Below are 17,380 nucleotides of genomic sequence, written 5' to 3' on the forward strand. Positions count from 1 at the left end.
CGCCGCTAGGCCCTCACCGCCCCCGCCAGCCACAGCAGCGCGGGCGACAGCAGCACCAGCGCCAGCGTGGAGACCAGCACCGCGCCCGCCGCGATGGGGCCGTGGGGCGTGAGCCGATCGGCATAGAGGTAGCTGGCCACGGCCACGGGCATGGCCAGTTGCAGCAGCATCACGCCGGCGGCCAGCGGCGGCAGGCCCATGAGCACGCCCACCAGCAGTCCCGAGGCGGTGCCCACGGCCAGCCGCGTCAGGCCCACCAGCGCGCCCTGGCGCAAGCCCGCATGCGAGACGGTGACCAGCGCATAGCCCAGGCTCAGCAGCATGAGCGGCACCGTCATGGAGCCCACCAGGCGGGCGCTGTCCAGCACCGGGGCGGGCAGGCTCCAGCCGGTCCAGCGCAGCGCCATGGCCGCACCCACCGCGAACAGGATGCCGCGCGGCATGCGCGTGCGCTGCGGCGAGGCGCGCGACAGCACCCACACCGCCACCGTGTGCTGCAGCACCGAGGTGATGGCAAAGGCCGCCACCGCGATGGCCAAGCCTTCCGCCCCGAAGGCCAGTTGCGCCATGGGCAGGCCCAGGTTGCCGGCGTTGGGCAGCACCGCCGCGGGCAGCAGCCCAAGCACCGGCAGCTTCAGCAGGCGCAGCGCCACGGCGGCCATGGCGGCCGCCAGGGCGAAGCCCAGCACCGTGGCCGCACCGGCCTGCAGCAGTGCCTGGCCGGACAGCGGCGTGCTCAGCAGCGTGTGGAACACCAGCGCGGGCGTGGCGAAGTTGGCCGCCAGCACCGCGATGAACTCGGCCGGGAACGGCTTTTTCTTCCAGGCCCAGTACGACCCCACCGCGGCGCAGGCCACCACGGGCAGGAGCAGCGCGGCCACGCGCAGGTACAGGGTCAGGCCATCGAGCAGGGTCATGCGGGGAACTGCGGCAGCCGGGCGGGCGCAACGTTGCCGGCGCAACGCCTGGGGGCCGCCGGAAGCGGAAATGCGGGAAGCCGATTGTTGTCCGACGACTTTCCCGGCGCGGCTGTGGTCACTGCGTAGCGGCGTGCCATGCCCACCGGCTGGCACCAGCAGTGCTTTGGGCAAGACAGCGCTTGGGCCGCAATGCGCCAGTGATGTGTCGTCGATGGCATCAAGAAAAAAGCCCCGTGCATCGCTGCGCGGGGCTTTCTCTTTGTTTGGTGGCCAAGGGCGGAATCGAACCACCGACACGCGGATTTTCAATCCGCTGCTCTACCAACTGAGCTACTTGGCCGTGAAGCTGCGCATTCTAGCAAGGCTTTTTGAAATTTCCAAGCCCTGAGTGATGAATCTGCTTAAAAAGATTGGAGGACGCCGAAAGAGGCGCCGCTTCAGGCCCCGCCGCGCTTGTTGCGCGTGAGGTCCACGCCCAACTGCTTGAGCTTGCGGTAGAGGTGCGTGCGCTCCAGGCCCGTCTTCTCGGCCACGCGGGTCATGGAGCCGTTCTCCTTGGCCAAGTGGAACTCGAAGTAGGTCTTCTCGAAGGCGTCGCGCGCCTCGCGCAGCGGGCGGTCGAGCTCGAAGCTGTGCTCGCTGTTGAGCACGCCGCTCAGGTTCAGCGGCGGCACGGCATGGCCGAAGCTGCCGTTGTCGCCCACCGCGTCCAGCGGCGCCGCCGGGTTGGCACCGCCCTGGCCCGGCGTGGGCTTGGTCAGGCCCTGCTCCACCGCGCGCAGCAGCTTTTGCAGCGTGATGGGCTTTTCCAGGAAGGCCATCGCGCCAAAGCGCGTGGCCTCCACGGCCGTGTCTATGGTGCCGTGGCCGCTCATCATGATCACGGGCATGGAGAGCTGGCCGTTGCTGCCCCATTCCTTGAGCAGCGTGATGCCGTCCACGTCCGGCATCCAGATGTCCAGCAGCACGAGGTCGGGACGCACCTGCTCGCGCAATGCGCGCGCCTGGGCGGCGTTTTCGGCCAGCTCCACGCTGTGCCCTTCGTCCGTCAGGATTTCCGACAGCAGGGCGCGTATGCCCAGTTCGTCGTCAACTACAAGGATGGTCGCCATGGATGCTCAGTGCGCTCGGCCGTCAGGTGGCCGGCGGGAGAGGGGCCGATGCGGCGGCGGCGAGCGCAGCGGACGCAGCGGCGAGATTCGAAAATGATAGCGTCACTTGCGCCCCGCCCGCCGCGGCGCCGGGCGCATCGCCGCCCGCGCGGTTGGCAATGCGCACCCGTGCGCCGTGCTCGTCGGCAATTTTCTTGACCACCGCCAGCCCAAGCCCCGTGCCCTTGGTCTTGGTCGTGACGTAGGGCTCGAAGGCGCGCTTGAGCACCTTGTCGGCAAAGCCGGGCCCGTTGTCCAGGATGCGCAGCCGCACCCCGCGCGGCTCGCCCTGCTCGCCGAGCTGCACGTCGGTGACGATCTGCACCTTGCCTTCGGCCCGCTCGGCCACGGCGTCCAGGGCGTTTTGCAGCAGGTTGTGCACCACCTGGCGCAACTGCGTGGCGTCGCCCTGAATCCAAGGCAGCCCCGGCGCGCACTGCACCACCAGCCGCCCCTGCTCCACCGCGTGGCCGTACAGGCCCAGCACCTCGGCCACCAGCGCATTGAGGTCCAGCGGCGCCAGCCGCGCCGAGGGCAGCCGCGCGTAGTCGCGGAACTCGTTGACGAGCTGCTTCATCGCCTGCACCTGCGTGACGATGGTGGCCACGGCGCGCACCAGCAGCGACTGGTCGTTGCCCTCCAGCTTGGATTCCAGCCGGTGCTGCAGCCGCTCGGCCGAGAGCTGTATGGGCGTGAGCGGGTTCTTGATCTCGTGCGCCAGGCGCCGCGCCACCTCGGCCCAAGCGGCCGAGCGCTGCGCGGAGACGACTTCGGAGATGTCGTCGAACACCACCAGCCGCGCCTCCTGCGGCAGCGTGGCGCCGCGCACCAGCAGCGTCTGGACGTCGGGCTGCTCCGGCCTGTCGGCGGCGGCGGGGTCGCGGCGCTCGAAGGCGTCCTGCCACTGGCCGCGCTCGCCGGCCTCGGGGCTTTCGGCCAGCAGCTCAAAGCGCTGCCACAGCGCCTGGCCGAACTCCTGCAGCCCCGGCACGTCCTCCAGCCGCAGGCCGCGACAGGCCTCCAGCGGGGCCTTGAGGATGCGCGTGGCGCCGGGGTTGACGGTGTCGATGCGGCGCTGCTCGTCGAACACGATCACGCCGGCGGTCATGTTGTCCAGGATGGTCTGCAGGTGCGAGCGGGCGCGCTGCAGTTGCGTGACGCTGGCGTGCGCCTGGGCGCGGGCCTCGGCCAGTTGCTGCGTCATGTCGGCGAAGGAGCGCGTGAGGCCGCCCAACTCGTCGCGCGAGGCGAACACGGGCTTGGCCGTGAGGTCCCCCGCGGCCACTTGGCGCACGCCCTCGGCCAGCAGCAGCAGCGGGCGGGCGAGCTGCTGGCCCAGCGCCGCGGCCAGCAGCACGGCGCCGAACACGGCCAGGATGAGCGTGAGCGTGAGCGTGCCGATGTACATGCGCCGCAGCCCCTCGCGGGCCAAGGCGCGCTGCTGGTACTCGCGGTAGGCGGCCTGCACGGCCAGGGCTTGGGCGGTGAGGTTGGGCGGCAGCGGCCGCACGGCCAGCAGCAGACGGTCTTCGCCGGCGAGGGTGATGTCGGTGCGCGGCACGAGCGCCAATGCCCGCACCAGTGCCGGCGGCGCGCCGGCGACGCCTTCGTCGTCCAGGCCCTCGATCTGGCTGGCCACGCGGGCGCCGCGGGCCTGGCGCAGCAGCGTCGCGCTGGGCCGCGCCGGGACGATGGCGTTGTGGGCCTCGCCGCCCACGCTCAGCAGCACCTGGCCGGAGGGGCTCACCAGCGCCACCGTCTGCGCCGCGAGCTGTTCGCGCGCGCGCTCCAGCGACAGCGCCATGGGCACGCCCGGCGTGTCGGCCAGGTGCTCGGCGGCGAACTGCGTCTTGGCCGCCAGGTCGGCCTGCTGCGCGTCCAGCGTGAGGCGCCCAAGCGCCAGGCCGGCGTTGAGGGCGTTCTCCACGCGGGCGTCGAACCAGATTTCTATGCTGCGCGTGACGAACTGGTAGCTCACCGTGTAGACCAGCGCCCCGGGCAGCAGGCCCACCAGGGCGAAGATGCCCGCGAGTTTCAAAAGCAGCTTGCTGCCGAACTTGCCGCGGCGCACGCGCAGCGCCAGGCGCACGGCGGCGACCATGATGGTGGCCGTCAGCAGCACCAGCACCGCCAGGTTGGCGCCGAAGAGCAGGACCCAGTGCCGCTCGTAGAAGCCGTCCGGGTCGCCCGGATCGGCGCCACTGGTCAGCGTCAGGACGAAACCCGCCACCAGCGCCACGCCGATGAGGGCCACCAGCCCAACCAGCACGCTGGTGCGCCGTGCCTTGCTGCTCATGTCATGTGTCCCGTGATGCCTGTGGGCTGCCGCCGTGTTGCCGTTGCGCCGAGGTGCCGCAGCCGCCTCAGGGCTCCGGGCGCAGCAGGCGCTCGATGCTGAGCACCCAGTCGGCCTGGTTGCCTATGCCCAGCTGCATGGGCCGCGGCAGTTGCGAGGTGTCCAGCCGCCAGCGCCATTCGACGTAGTAGCGCAGCTCGTCGGTGTCGAGCTGCTGCGGCTCGGCGATGCGCCAGCGCGCGGTGCGCGTCATGGAGGCCATGGCCTCGGCCAGCGTGGGGTAGCCCTGGTGCAGCCCACCCAGGCTGACGCGGTAGCTCTCGGTGAGCGGCTGGTAAGACAGCCGCCACAGCCGCGACTGCCGCGCCACGCGCTCGTCGCGCCAGTACCAGCGCGGCCGGTACACGGCGGCCTCGGTCTCGAAGTAGAGCGGCACGCCGCGCTGCAGCGCGTCCTCCACGGCGCGCGGCAGCGACACGCGCAGCGCGTAGTCCAGCACCAGCGCCCCGTCGGCGGCCCGCCGCACGGCCAGCTCCTGCAGCTCCAGCGCGCTGGCACCGGTGTTGGCCTGCAGCAGCGCGGGCGCCAGCAGCACCGGCACGGCGGCCAGCAGCGCGCGCCGGCGCAGCGAGGGCGCGCGGGCGCGGCAAAGCGACGTGGCGAGCGACGTGACGGCGGCAGCGGCGACACGGACGGCGGTCAGCGGGATCAAGACTTGTGCAGCAGCGCGTAATAGAAGCCGTCCCCGGGCGGGACTTGGGCCGGTGACTCATTGTCGGCCAGGGGCAGCACGTGGCCGGGCGAGGCCGCGTCCAGCCGGGCGCCGCTGCCGCCGTGGCGTTGCAAAAACGCATCGACCTGGCCCTGCCCCTCGGCCTTGAACAGCGAGCAGGTGGCGTAGACCAGCCGCCCGCCCGGCTTGAGCAGCGGCCACAGCGCCTCCAGCAGCTCGGCCTGCGTCTTGGCGAGCTGGGCGATGTCGGCCGGGCGGCGCAGCCAGCGCACGTCCGGGTGGCGGCGCACGATGCCGGAAGCGCTGCAGGGCGCGTCCAGCAGGATGGCGTCGAAGGACCTGCCGTCCCACCAGTCCTGCACGCGGCGGCCGTCGGCGGCCTTGAGCTCGGCCGTCGCGCCGATGCGCTGCAGGGTGTCCTGCACGCGGGGCAGGCGCTGCGGGTCGGCGTCCAGGGCCAGCACGTCCAGGTCGGCCAGCTCCAGCAGGTGGGCGGTCTTGCCGCCGGGGGCGGCGCAGGCGTCGAGCACGCGGGCGCTGGCGGGCAGGGGCTCGCAGCCGGGCACGCCCACACCCAGCAGCAGCGGCGCAGCGAGCTGCGCAGATGAATCCTGCACGGAGACGTCGCCCTGCGCGAAGCCGGGCAACTGGTGCACGGCCACGGGCTGCTCCAGCAGCACGGCCTGGGGGCCGACGACGCGCGCGGGCAGCCCGGCGTCCGCCAGGCGCTGCACGTAGCCGGCGGCGTCGCCGCGGCGGGCATTCACCCGCAGCGTCATGGGCGGGCGCTCGTTGGCGGCCTGCAGCAGGCGGCTCCAGTCCTGCGGCCAATCCTTCTTGACCCGGTCTATCCACCAGCCGGGATGGCTGTAGGCGGCCACGGGGTCGGACTGCAACGCGGCGACGAGCTGGTCGCGCTCGCGCAGGAAGCGGCGCAGCACGGCGTTGACGAAGCCGGCCGAATTGGGGCTGCGCCGGCGCACGGCCTTGACGGCCTGGTCCACCAGCACGTGGGGCGCGTAGACCTCCGGCGGCCACAGCAGGGCCAGCGCGGTGATGAGCAGCGCGTCCACCGGCGGCGGCGGGGACTTGGGCGCGAGGCGCCCGCGCACGGCAGTGGCCGCGCCCAAGCGGCGCAGCGTCTCGAAGCTCAGGGCCTGGGTGCCGGCGCGGGCGTCGGACGGGACGGCGGCGAGCACGTCGGTGAGCGAGCGCCCGGCGCGCACGGCGGCCAGCGCATCGGCCGCGTGCTCCAGCAGGCGCGCCAGCGGCAGGGAAGTGGGGGAGGACGACATTGGGCGCGCAGTCTAGACCCGCCCTGCCCCGCCCTTGCCCGCGCGGGATCGCGCCGCGCGCCAGTGGCGCGGCAAAAGGCCGCTGCGCGCGGGCAAGCCCGCATCGGACAGGGAAAGGCGCGAGCGGTTACTGTTGCGCGCCGCGACAATCCCCTGATCGCGAGTCTGCTCAAAACAAACCGCTGCCATGAACACCCCGCAACCCGTCAACGACATCCTGGACGCCAGCGCCTCCGAACGCATCCGGCGCCGCCTGGAGATGGCCGGCCGACGCTTCCACGCCAACGACAACATCTCCGCCTTCATCGAGGAGGGAGAAATTGCCGAGATCAAGGCCGAGGTGGAAGGCCATTTGAAGCAGGTGCTGCGCTCGCTGGTGATCGATACCGACAACGACCACAACACCAACGACACCGCGCAGCGCGTGGCCAAGATGTTCGTGGACGAGGTTTTCCGCGGCCGTTATGTCCCGGTGCCCAAGGTCACCGAGTTTCCCAATGCCGAGCGGCTCAACGAATTGATGATCGTGGGCCCGATAAAAGTCCGCAGCGCGTGCTCGCACCATTTGTGCCCCATATTGGGCCGCGTGTGGGTGGGCATATTGCCCAACGAGCATTCGAACCTGATTGGGCTGTCCAAATATGCCCGCCTGTGCGAGTGGATCATGAGCCGCCCGCAAATCCAGGAAGAGGCCGTGACCATGCTGGCCAATGAATTGCAGGAGCGGGTGAAGCCCGACGGCTTGGCCTTGGTGATGGAAGCCGACCATTTCTGCATGCACTGGCGCGGCGTGAAGGACGACGAATCCGTCATGACCAACTCGGTGATGCGCGGCGCCTTCCTGAAAGACCCCAGCCTGCGGCGCGAGTTCTTGTCGCTGCTGAGCCGCAAGAACAATTTCTGATCGATTGACCCTTCGAGCGTTTTCAAATCATTTTCAGACCGGAGCAAGACCCATGCTGGTACGCCTGATGTACGTGAGCCGAGCCAAGGACGGGTTTGATGCGGAAACCGTGCACGCCATCGTCCGGCAATCCAAGGCGCATAACCCGGCATTGGGCGTGACCGGGGTTTTGTGCTGCACGGAAACGGGTTTGTTCGTGCAAGTGCTTGAAGGCGGGCGGGCGGCGGTGAATCGCCTCTACAACGCCATCGTCAAGGACCCCCGGCACGAGGACGTGCAATTGCTGGCCTACGAGGAGACCACCGAGCGGCGGTTCACGGGGTGGTCCATGGGGCAGGTGAATCTGGCGCGGCTGAATCCTTCGCTGCTTTTGAAGTATTCGGAGACTGCGGCGCTGGACCCCTACAACATGTCGGGGAAAGTCGTGCTGGCCTTGTTTGAGGAACTGGCTTGTACGGCGGCGGTGGTTGGGCCGTGAATATTTTCTGAAATCAGGGCGACGCCGCTTTGATGCAGCGAAGTCACTTCGTCAACCGCGGGACGCAGGCAGTATCTAAAGCGAGTCGATGGTCATCAGTTTCTTCTGCTTGTCCCACTGCACCTCAAACCCCGCCCCATCGCCCTCACCCCGAATCGCATAATCCCACCACCCATTGGCCTTCAATATTTCGAACAGCAGCTCATGCAGCTTTTTGCCATTCGGCCCGGTGGACGGATCGAACGGGAACTTCACGCCAAACGTGGCGTAGTTATCCTTGACGGTCACTGATTTCAAGACCACGCCGTATTTCTTCAGCACGTCGTGCACGGGATGGGACCACGATGAAAGCTCGGCCCCTTCTTTCATCGAGTAATTCGTGACCTTGGGCGGCGCATCGGCCGCCAACGCTGGACCGGCGAGTATCCCCAGGGCTGCAGCCATCAGTAAAGCTTCAAAGTTCTTTTTCATTGTTTTCAAGCCTGGATTTTCTGGCGGTCCAACAATTTCAACGGCCTACGGCCTCTCCCCGCATACTTTCGATCCACCCCGCCGCGTAGTGGGCCTCCGCCTCGCTGGGCCCAACCGACACGCCGCTGCCGCCCGGCACCACCGTGAACGTGCGCTGCGGCGCGTTCCACCCGTGCACGCTGGCGACGTGGATGGCGTGTGAGCCGTCCACCCAGGAGTAGCAGGTGTTGGTCAGCACCGGCGCGGGGTTCAGTTCCCAGCCCGCCAGCGACGCCACCACGGCCGCCGCCGCCACCTTGGCGTGCGCGTTGGCCATGTGGGCGCTCTTGGGCATGAGCGGCGCGGCCAGCAGTGCGTCGCCCAACAGGTGCACGCCGGCCGACTTGGGCAGGTCTTTGGCGCTGAAGTCCAGGAAATCGACCTCGCACCAGCGGCCGTTGGCCTTGGCCAGCCCGCTTTGCGCCGCGATGTCGCCCGCGCGCATGTCCGGCAGCACGTTGAGCACGTCGGCGCGCTCGCGCTCGCCCAGCTCGAACTCCACCTCGCGGCCGTCCGCCGACACGCCCACCGCCTTGAAGTTGGGCCGGTAGTCCACGATGCCGGCGTATTGATTCGCCCACACCGCCTTGAACAGCGCCGCCTTGCTCACCGGCTCGGGATTGGCGTCGAACACCAGCACCTTGGACTTGGGTTTCATCCGCTTGAAGTAGTCCGCCACCAGGCAGGCGCGCTCGTAGGGGCCGGGCGGGCAGCGGAAGGGGGCCAGCGGCACGGTCAGCACATAGACGCCGCCGTTGGGCATGGCCTCCAGTTGTGCGCGCAGGGCGGCGGTCTCCGGGCCAGCCTTCCACGCCTGCAGCACGCGGCCGGCGGCGTGGGCTGCCTGCAAACCGTCCACGCGCTCGCGCATCAGCTCCACGCCGGGGGACAGGATCAGCTTGTCCCACCCAAGCCGCCCGCCGGAGGCCAGCCGGGCTTCGCGGCGGTCGAAGTCCAGGGCCACGACGCGGTCGCGCACGCGGCGCACGCCCAGGCGCTCCAGGGCGTCATAGCCGAACGTCAGGTCGGCGAGCGTGCGGTGGCCGGCCAGCACCAGGTTGCTTTGCGGGCAGCTCACCAGCGCGGCGTCCGGCTCCACCAGCGTCACCGGGAGCTGGCCATCGGAGAACAGGCGCAGGTAGCGCGCCGCGGTCGCCCCGCCCCAGCCGCCGCCCACCACCAGCACGCGGGCGCGCGACAGGGCGGACGCCTGGGATGAAGACGGGGCTGCGGACGGCGTGCCCGCGCAGCCGGCCAGTTGCAGCAGCCCGGCCGCACCGGCCGCCTGCAGCCAGCGGCGGCGGGACGCGTCAGCGCGCCGGCTCATGGCTGCTGCGCCGCGAAGAAGGCGGCGATCTGCGCGATCTGCGTCTCGCTGTAGCCGCGGGCGATCTGGTGCATCACGGTGGCGGGGCGCTCGCCCTTTTTGAAAGCCAGCATCTGTTCGACCAGCCAGGGCGCCGGACGCCCGGCCAGCGAGGGCATGGCCGAGCCGGCGGGAGCGCGTCCATCCGTGCCGTGGCAGGCGGCGCAGGTCGCGGCCAGGGCATGGCGGTGCAGCGCGGCGGCGGGTGCCGTGGACGGTGCGGCGGCGTCCTGCGCCCACACGGGCCCGGCGGCAGCCGCCAGCAGCACCGCCGCGGCCAGGGCGGCGCGCCGGACAGTCGGGGAATGAAGTGGACGGCTCACAGCGTCACGGCCGTGCGCAGGCCGAACAGGGGTTTCAACAAGCGCGTCGGGTACTGCAGCAGCGCTTGGTTGTAGGCGTTCACGGCGTCGTTGAAGACGTGGCGGGCCACGTCCTTGCGCGTCTGCACGTCCTTGAGCGTCTGCATCCAGCCGGCGATGTCCTCGCGCTGGACCAACTCGGGGTGCTGTTCCAGCAGCGCCTTGAGCCGCGTCTGCGCCGAGGTCAGCCGGCTCTCGGCATGCAGCACCTCGGCCAGCGACTTGGCCGCCAGCGGCTTCAGGGCGTCCACCGCGCGCTGCAGCTGGGCCTGCGCCTCCAGCACGGCGTCCAGCGCCGGCGCCTCGGCGGCCAGCGGCTCGCGCAGGGCGTCCACCAGCGGGGGCAGCACCTCGCGGCGGCGCTTCATCTGCTCGTCCAACTGGCCCCAGGCCGCCACGATGGCGGCGCGGTGGCGCATGAGCCGGTTGTGGGCGCCCAACATCCACAGCACCGCCACGGCGGCCATCAGGCCCAGCCAGTAATGCGACAGGACCGCCGCCACGAACTCGGCGACAGTCTCCCAGCTCACAGCGGCAGCTCCGCCGCCGCCCCGCCCTGGCGCCAGGCCTCGAAGCCCTGGCGGCGCAGCGCGCAGGCCGGGCACTGGCCGCAGCCATGGCCCCAGTCGTGGCGCTCGCCGCGCTCGCCCAGGTAGCAGGTGTGGGTGTGCTCCACGATCAGCGCGTTGAGCGCGTCGCCGCCCAGGCGCTGCGTCAGCGCCCAGGTCTGCGCCTTGGTGAGGAACATCAGCGGCGTCTCCACCGTCATGGGCGCGTCCAGCCCAAGCGAGAGCGCCACCTGCAGCGCCTTGAGCGTGTTGTCGCGGCAGTCGGGGTAGCCGGAGTAGTCCGTCTCGCACATGCCGCCCACCAGCACGCTCGCGCCCCGCCGGTAGGCCAGCGCGGCGGCGAAGTTCAGGAACAGCAGGTTGCGGCCGGGCACGAAGGTGTTGGGCAGCCCGTTGGCCTGCATCTCGATCGCCCGCTCGCTGGTGAGCGCGGTGTCGGAGATCTGGCCCAGCAGCGAGAGGTCCAGCACATGGTCCTCGCCCAGGCGTGCGCCCCATTCGGGGAAGGCGGCGCGGATCTCGTCGCGCACGCGCAGCCGGCAGTCCAGCTCGATGCGGTGGCGCTGGCCGTAATCGAAACCCAGGGTCTCGACCACGCTGAAGCGGCCGAGCGCCCAGGCGAGGCAGGCGGTGGAATCCTGGCCGCCGGAGAACAGCACCAGGGCCTTGCGCGCGTCCATGGCCGCCACGCTCAGGTCCGCACCTCGCCCTGGCCCAGGACGACCCATTTCAGCGACGTCAGCCCCTCCAGCCCAACCGGCCCGCGCGCATGGAATTTATCTGTGCTGATGCCGATCTCCGCGCCCAGGCCGTACTCGAAGCCGTCGGCAAAGCGCGTGCTGGCGTTGACCATGACGCTGGCCGAATCCACCTCGCGCAGGAAGCGCATGGCGTTGGGGTGGTTCGTGGTGAGGATGGCGTCTGTGTGGTGCGAGCCGTAGCGGTTGATGTGGGCGATGGCCTCGTCCAGCGTTTGAACCACCTTCACGCTGATCACGGGCGCGAGGTACTCGGTGGACCAGTCCTCCTCGGTGGCATCGGCCAGTTGGGCGCCCGGCACGTCCGACAGGATCGCCTTGGACGCCGGGCAGCAGCGCATCTCCACGCCCTTGCCGGCGAACACGGCGCCTATGCGGGGCAGGAAGGCCGCGGCCTGCGCCGCGTGGACCAGCAGCGACTCGGTGGCGTTGCAGGGGCTGTACTTCTGGGTCTTGGCGTTGTCGGTGACGACCAGGGCCTGCTCCAGGTCCACCTCGGCGTCCACGTAGGTGTGGCAGTTGCCGTCCAGGTGCTTGATGACGGGCACGCGCGCCTCGCTGGCGATGCGCTCGATGAGGCCCTTGCCGCCGCGCGGAATGATCACGTCCACGAACTCCGGCATGGCGATGAGCTTGCCCACGGCGGCGCGGTCGGTGGTCTCGACGAGCTGCACCGCCTCGGCGGGCAGGCCGGCGTCGCTGAGGGCCTGCTGGACGAGCTTCCACAGGGCGATGTTGGAGTGGATGGCCTCGGAGCCGCCGCGCAGGATGCAGGCGTTGCCGCTCTTGATGGCCAGCGAGGCGGCCTCGATGGTCACGTTGGGCCGGCTCTCGTAAATCATCCCGAACACGCCCAGCGGCACGCGCATGCGGCCCACGCTGATGCCGGTGGGACGCCGCTTCACGTCGGTGATCTCGCCGATGGGGTCCGGCATGGCGGCGATCTGCTCGCAGCCTTCGGCCACCGTCTCCAGCACCTTCGGGGTTAGGCGCAGGCGATCGACCATGGGGGCGGACAGGCCGTTGGCCTCGGCGGCGGCGATGTCGCGGGCGTTGTCGGCCTGCAGCGCCGGGGTTTGGGCGCGCAGCAGCGCGGCCAGGTTGCGCAGGGCGCGGTCCTTGGCCGCCACCGGCGCGGCGGCCATGGCGGTGGCGGCGGCGCGCGCGGCGCGGCCCAAGCGGGTCATCAAGGCATCAAGATCGGTGGGCGCAGTCATGCGCGGGATTGTGGCGCAAGCCTTCCCCGGTTCCGCGGGATGGGGTATGGCGCCTGCCCGCATCCGCGGCGGACGCACGCGCCGCGCCTGGGCTCAGATCCGCGCCACCACCAGGGCCCACAGCGGCGCCGTGACCGCGAAGGCCAGCGTGCACAGCAGCGTGGCGGCGGCCGTTTCCGTCTCCAGCGTGCGGTAGCGCTGGGCAAAGATGAGCGCGTTGCTGCCCGGCGGCAGCGCGCCGGCCATCACCACCACCGACAGCGCCAGCGGCTCCAGCCGGAACACGAAGTGGCCCGTGAGCAGCACCAGCGTGGGCAGCAGCAGCATCTTCAACAGCCCCACCGACGCCACCCCGCGCAGCGTGCCGTGCAGGCTTTGCCGCCCAAGCGACAGGCCGATGAGCAGCAGGCACAGCGGCGCCACGGCGCTGCCCAGCAGTTGCAGCCACTCGTCCAGCGCCCGCGGCAGCGGCCAGCCGACCAGGTTCCACGTGAGGCCCGCCAGCACGGGCAGCACCACGGGGTGGATCAGCGTGGCCCGCACCGTCGCGCGCACGGTGGCGCCGATGGAGCCGCCGCCGGAGGCGCGGCGCATGCGCACGCGCGCCAGCTCCATCTCGGCCAGCACGGTCAGGAGCGTGAGCAGGATGAGCGCGTGCAGGCTGACGATGGCCACGTGCATGGCCAGGCCCGCGTCGCCGTAGAGCGCGGCGATCACCGGCACCCCCACCTGCACCGAGTTGCCGAAGCCGGCCGTCACCGCCCGCGTGGCCGGCACCGCCGCCGTGCCGGTGGACACCGCCATGCCCTCACCCCGGTGCAGCCGCCAGCGCTGCACGGCGTAAACGCCCAGCACCATCACCAGCAGCGGCCCGTAGAAGGCCATGAGCACCCGCCAGGGCATGTGCTCGAAATCCAGCCGCGCCATGGCGCGAAACAGCAGCGCGGGAATGAAGAGGTATTGCGCCGCGGCCGAGAGCACGCGGGCCGGGTCGGCACCGGCCGGTGCGCCGGCCGCGCCGGGGCGCCCATCGGTGAGCCAGCCGAAGCGGGCCGCGGCCCAGCCCAGCAGCACGGTGGCGAACAGGGCCGGGAGCTTGTCGAGCACGGAGTCGGGCATGGGGGCGCGAGTATGCGGGCGCGGGCGGTAGCCCCGAGACGGGTGGGGAGCGCATCCCGCAGGTACCGGGCCTGAAGCCCGCAAGGTGGGACGTAGATTCGCGTTTCCCCCTAATCACGTCCGCTTGGAGCGACCTGCATGACCTCTTCCCAGCCCCTGGAACCCTTGTCCGCCGCCGGTCTGGACGCCATCGCCAAGCTCACGCGTGACGCCGGCGCGCTGATCATGGACATCTACGCCACCGACTTCGCCGTGCGCGGCAAGAACGACGCGTCCCCCGTCACCGAGGCCGACGAGAAGGCCGAGGCGCTGCTGCTCAAGGGCCTGGCCAAGCTCTTCCCCGGCATTCCCGTGGTGGCCGAAGAGGCCGTGGCCGCCGGCGGCGTGCCGGAGGCGGTGGAGGACCAGTTCTGGCTGGTCGATCCGCTGGACGGCACCAAGGAGTTCATCAGCCGCAACGGCGAGTTCACCGTCAACGTGGCGCTGGTGCGCCAGGGGCAGCCGGTGATGGGCGTGGTCTACACCCCGGCGCTGGACAAGCTCTACGCCGGCGCCCAGGGCCTGGGTGCCTACATGGAGCACGCCGGCCAGCGCCAAGCCATCCAGGTGCGCGCGGTGCCGGACGAGGGGCTGACGGTGGTGGGCAGCCGCTCGCACGGCGACGCGGACGCGATGAACGCCTTCCTCAACGGCCGCAAGGTGGCCGAGTTCCGCAGCGCGGGCTCGTCGCTGAAGCTGTGCCTGGTGGCCGCTGGCGAAGCGGACCTCTACCCGCGCTTGGGCCGCACCATGGAATGGGACATCGCCGCCGGCCACGCCGTGCTGGCCGCCGCCGGCGGCAGCGTCAGCCGCGTGGACAACGGCGCGCCGCTCACCTACGGCAAGCCGGGCTTCGACAACCCGCATTTCGTGGCGGCGGGCCAGGCCTGAGCAAGTATTGATGGGCGCCTGAGACGCGCCCATGAAAAAGCGGCCGGCGGGCTCACCACCCGCCGGCCGCTGCCGTTTTCAGCGCTGTATGCCGGCTTACTCCGCTGCCACCTTGCGCGCCGCCTTCTTGGCCGGCACCTTGGCCGCGCGGGGCTCGAACTCGAAGCCGACCTTGCCTTCCTTCTTGTCGTAGGTCAGGAAGGCCTTGAACTTGCGCCGCGTCTTGTTGGAGACGAAGCCGTCCAGCAAGTCGGTCTTGCCCGTGGCCAGCAGCTTGGCCATCTGCTCGCGCGAGACGGGCTGCTGCAGGATGACCTTGCCGGTCTTGAAGTCGCAGCTCACGTGCGCGCCCACGGCGTGCTCGCACACGTAGTTGACGCCGTGCTCGTAGATGTGGCCCTTGCACTTGGGACAGCTGCCCACGCTCTCCTGCTCGCTGAAGTCCACGTCCTCGCCGCCCTCCTCGGCCTTCTTGGCGTCCTCGCCGAAGTCGAACTCCATCTTCCAGTTGTGCAGCTCCTCGTCGCGCACGAGCCTGAGCTCGGCCGTGAACGGCCAGCCGGCCTTGGAGCGGAAGCCTTCCAGCGGGCCGATATGGTGCTCGCGCAACAAGTGCTCGACCTCGTTGAGCTCGAAGCTGCGCCCGGCCGGGATCTTGGTGATGCTGAAGCCGCAGCCCGCGCCCTCGGCCTGGCCGGCCGCGCCGCCGTTGCGGCCCACGCAGCTGAAGCGCCGGTAGTTCTCCTTGATCACGCCGCCGCAGTTGGGGCAAGGCACGGAGAGGGTGACGTAGTCGCCGGGAATGGTGTCGCGGTCGTACTCCTTGGCCTTGCGCACGATGCGCTCGGCCATGGCCGCGATGGCCGCCATGAACTCCTCGCGCTTGAGCTTGCCGTGCTCCATCTGCGAGAGCTGGTATTCCCAGTTGCCGGTGAGCTCAGGCTTGGTCAGGTCTTCCACGGCCAGACCGCGCAGCAGCGTCATGAGCTGGAAAGCCTTGGCCGTGGCGATGAGCTCGCGCCCCTCGCGCAGCAGGTACTTCTCGGTGATGAGGCCTTCGATGATGGCCGCGCGCGTGGCTGGCGTGCCCAGGCCCTTCTCGGCCATGGCCGAGCGCAGCTCGTCGTCATCCACCAGCTTGCCCGCGCCTTCCATGGCCGACAGCAGCGTGGCTTCGGTGTAGCGCGCGGGCGGCTTGGTCTTGAGCGAGAGCACGTCCACGGCCTCGGTGCGCACCATCTCGCCCTTGTCCACGGGGACGAGCGAGGCGTCGCCCTGCTGTTCCTCGCGGCCGTAGACGGCCAGCCAGCCCGGCTTGACCAGCACCTTGCCGTTGGTCTGGAACTGGTGCTCCTTGCCCTCGGCCTTCACGGTGCTGATGCGCGTCGTGACCATGAACTCGGCCGCCGGGTAGAACACGGCGATGAAGCGCTTGACCACCAGGTCGTACAGCTTGGCCTCGATCTCGGTCAGGCTCTTGGGCGCCTGCATGGTCGGGATGATGGCGAAGTGGTCAGACACCTTGGCGTTGTCGAAGACGCGCTTGGTCGGCTTGACGTAGCCCTCGTTGAGCGCCTTGCGCGCGTGCAGGCTCAGCTCGCGCAGCGGGCCGGGCAGGTCCTCGTTGGCGATCAGGTTGAAGGTGTCCAGCGCGACGTCGACGTAGTCCTCGGGCAGGAAGCGCGAGTCCGTCCGCGGGTAGGTCAGCACCTTGTGCTTTTCGTACAGCGCCTGGGCGATGGACAGCGTCGTCTTGGCCGAGAAGCCGAAGCGCGAGTTGGCCTCGCGCTGCAGCGTGGTCAGGTCGTACAGGCCCGGGCTGCTCTGCGTGCTGGGCTTGGCCTCCTCGGTGACGCTGGCGGGCTGGCCCTGCACGGCCTGGGCGATGGCGCGGGCCGTGGCCTCGTCCCACAGCCGGTCGGCGCGGGTCTCGGCGTCGTTGGGGTCCTTCTTGAACTTGGGATCGAACCACTTGCCCTCGTACTGGCCGGCCTGGGCGTCGAAGGTGGCCTTCACTTCCCAGTACGGACGTGCCACGTGCTTGCGGATCTTCTCTTCGCGCTCGACCACGATGGACAGCGTGGGCGTCTGCACCCGGCCCACGGTGGTGAGGAAGAAGCCGCCGTCGCGCGAGTTGAAGGCCGTCATGGCGCGCGTGCCGTTGATGCCCACCAGCCAGTCGGCCTCGCTGCGGCTGCGCGCGGCATCCGACAGGCCGCGCATCTGCTCGTCGCTGCGCAGCTTGTCGAAGCCGTCGCGGATGGCCTGCGGCGTCATGCTCTGCAGCCACAGGCGGCGCACGGGCTTGTCGATCGGCTTCTTGTCGCCCGCGGCGTACTGGACGAGGAGGCGGAAGATCAGCTCGCCCTCGCGCCCGGCGTCACAGGCGTTGATCAGCTCGGTGACGTCCTTGCGCTTGACGAGCTTCACCACGGCGTTGAGCCGCGACTTGGCCTTGTCTATGGGCGCCAGCTCGAAGTGCGGCGGTATGACGGGCAGATGGTTGAAGCTCCATTTGCCGCGCTTGACCTCGTAGGCCTCCGGCGCCTTGATCTCCACCAGGTGGCCCACGGCGGAGGTGACCACGTAGCGGTCGTTCTCGAAGTGCTCGGCGAGCTTTTCGAACTTGCCCGCGACGGGCGTGAGCGCGCGCACGATGTCCTGCGCGACGCTGGGTTTCTCGGCAATGATCAGCGATTTGCTCATGGTGTCTTGTTCAAACGGCCGCAGGCCGACTTGGGCGGCCTGCGTGCCTACAATCCGTGTCTCTCG

16 protein-coding genes and 1 tRNA gene are annotated in these 17,380 nt (G+C 70.1%); 3 read left to right on the top strand and 14 right to left on the bottom strand.

Annotated features, from left to right (window positions below):
- Positions 1 to 5: 5 nt before the first annotated feature.
- From ALA01S_RS00225 to rsmB, 6 genes are all read right to left on the bottom strand, one after another.
- Entirely contained in the window at positions 6 to 917 is a 912-nt protein-coding gene (locus tag ALA01S_RS00225) for an AEC family transporter (RefSeq protein WP_066330529.1), read from the bottom strand.
- A gap of 267 nt (positions 918 to 1,184) precedes the next feature.
- A tRNA-Phe gene (locus ALA01S_RS00230) sits at positions 1,185 to 1,260 on the bottom strand.
- Positions 1,261 to 1,357: 97 nt separating this feature from the next.
- Positions 1,358 to 2,032: a response regulator gene (locus ALA01S_RS00235; RefSeq protein WP_066330530.1), complete on the bottom strand. Its 675-nt coding sequence runs from the start codon at positions 2,030 to 2,032 to the stop codon at positions 1,358 to 1,360.
- A gap of 22 nt (positions 2,033 to 2,054) precedes the next feature.
- A complete protein-coding gene (locus ALA01S_RS00240) occupies positions 2,055 to 4,367 on the bottom strand; it encodes a sensor histidine kinase (RefSeq protein ID WP_066330532.1) in 2,313 nt (770 codons plus the stop codon).
- A gap of 67 nt (positions 4,368 to 4,434) precedes the next feature.
- Positions 4,435 to 5,079: a DUF4390 domain-containing protein gene (locus ALA01S_RS00245; protein WP_238455642.1), complete on the bottom strand. Its 645-nt coding sequence runs from the start codon at positions 5,077 to 5,079 to the stop codon at positions 4,435 to 4,437.
- Complete coding sequence (rsmB, locus tag ALA01S_RS00250) at positions 5,076 to 6,395, bottom strand: 16S rRNA (cytosine(967)-C(5))-methyltransferase RsmB (protein ID WP_066330533.1); 1,320 nt, start codon at positions 6,393 to 6,395, stop codon at positions 5,076 to 5,078. Before rsmB ends, ALA01S_RS00245 begins: the two co-directional genes overlap by 4 nt.
- 187 nt (positions 6,396 to 6,582) lie before the next feature.
- On the opposite strand from rsmB, the gene folE reads away from it, so the two are divergent.
- On the top strand, positions 6,583 to 7,299 hold the full coding sequence (gene folE, locus ALA01S_RS00255; RefSeq protein WP_066330535.1) for a GTP cyclohydrolase I: 717 nt from the start codon (positions 6,583 to 6,585) through the stop codon (positions 7,297 to 7,299).
- A 52-nt stretch (positions 7,300 to 7,351) separates the two neighbouring features.
- Positions 7,352 to 7,777, top strand: a complete 426-nt coding sequence (locus tag ALA01S_RS00260) for a BLUF domain-containing protein (protein WP_066330536.1) — start codon at positions 7,352 to 7,354, stop codon at positions 7,775 to 7,777.
- 75 nt (positions 7,778 to 7,852) lie between these two features.
- On the opposite strand, the gene ALA01S_RS00265 is transcribed toward ALA01S_RS00260, so the two are convergent.
- The 7 genes from ALA01S_RS00265 to ALA01S_RS00295 are packed head-to-tail and all read right to left on the bottom strand — an operon-like array spanning position 7,853 to position 13,678.
- Positions 7,853 to 8,248, bottom strand: a complete 396-nt coding sequence (locus ALA01S_RS00265) for a hypothetical protein (RefSeq protein WP_157118676.1) — start codon at positions 8,246 to 8,248, stop codon at positions 7,853 to 7,855.
- A gap of 37 nt (positions 8,249 to 8,285) precedes the next feature.
- Positions 8,286 to 9,614: an FCSD flavin-binding domain-containing protein gene (locus tag ALA01S_RS00270; RefSeq protein ID WP_066330538.1), complete on the bottom strand. Its 1,329-nt coding sequence runs from the start codon at positions 9,612 to 9,614 to the stop codon at positions 8,286 to 8,288.
- Positions 9,611 to 9,976, bottom strand: a complete 366-nt coding sequence (locus ALA01S_RS00275; protein WP_238455643.1) for a c-type cytochrome — start codon at positions 9,974 to 9,976, stop codon at positions 9,611 to 9,613. The genes ALA01S_RS00270 and ALA01S_RS00275 overlap by 4 nt, the downstream gene beginning before the upstream one ends.
- Entirely contained in the window at positions 9,973 to 10,545 is a 573-nt protein-coding gene (locus tag ALA01S_RS00280) for a LemA family protein (protein WP_066330539.1), read from the bottom strand. Before ALA01S_RS00280 ends, ALA01S_RS00275 begins: the two co-directional genes overlap by 4 nt.
- Positions 10,542 to 11,264 carry a 7-cyano-7-deazaguanine synthase QueC gene (queC, locus tag ALA01S_RS00285; protein ID WP_066330541.1) on the bottom strand — a complete coding sequence of 241 codons (723 nt, stop codon included), beginning with the start codon at positions 11,262 to 11,264 and terminating at the stop codon, positions 10,542 to 10,544. Before queC ends, ALA01S_RS00280 begins: the two co-directional genes overlap by 4 nt.
- Before the next feature lie 11 nt (positions 11,265 to 11,275).
- Positions 11,276 to 12,622 (bottom strand): glutamate-5-semialdehyde dehydrogenase, encoded by a 1,347-nt coding sequence (locus ALA01S_RS00290; RefSeq protein WP_084267070.1) that lies wholly within the window; start codon positions 12,620 to 12,622, stop codon positions 11,276 to 11,278.
- 30 nt (positions 12,623 to 12,652) lie between these two features.
- The gene (locus tag ALA01S_RS00295; protein WP_066330543.1) at positions 12,653 to 13,678 is read right to left on the bottom strand and encodes an AEC family transporter; all 1,026 of its coding nucleotides are present in this window, start codon (positions 13,676 to 13,678) and stop codon (positions 12,653 to 12,655) included.
- 138 nt (positions 13,679 to 13,816) lie between these two features.
- Between ALA01S_RS00295 and cysQ the strand changes: the two genes are divergently transcribed.
- Positions 13,817 to 14,608, top strand: a complete 792-nt coding sequence (cysQ, locus tag ALA01S_RS00300; RefSeq protein ID WP_066330544.1) for a 3'(2'),5'-bisphosphate nucleotidase CysQ — start codon at positions 13,817 to 13,819, stop codon at positions 14,606 to 14,608.
- Positions 14,609 to 14,704: 96 nt separating this feature from the next.
- Here cysQ and ALA01S_RS00305 read toward each other — a convergent pair whose 3' ends face one another.
- Positions 14,705 to 17,314, bottom strand: coding sequence for a DNA topoisomerase III (locus tag ALA01S_RS00305; protein WP_066330546.1), 2,610 nt, complete (start codon positions 17,312 to 17,314; stop codon positions 14,705 to 14,707).
- Between the last annotated feature and the right edge of the window lie 66 nt (positions 17,315 to 17,380).

It is taken from the genome of Azohydromonas lata NBRC 102462 (genome assembly GCF_001571085.1).
GTDB lineage: Bacteria > Pseudomonadota > Gammaproteobacteria > Burkholderiales > Burkholderiaceae_C > Azohydromonas > Azohydromonas lata.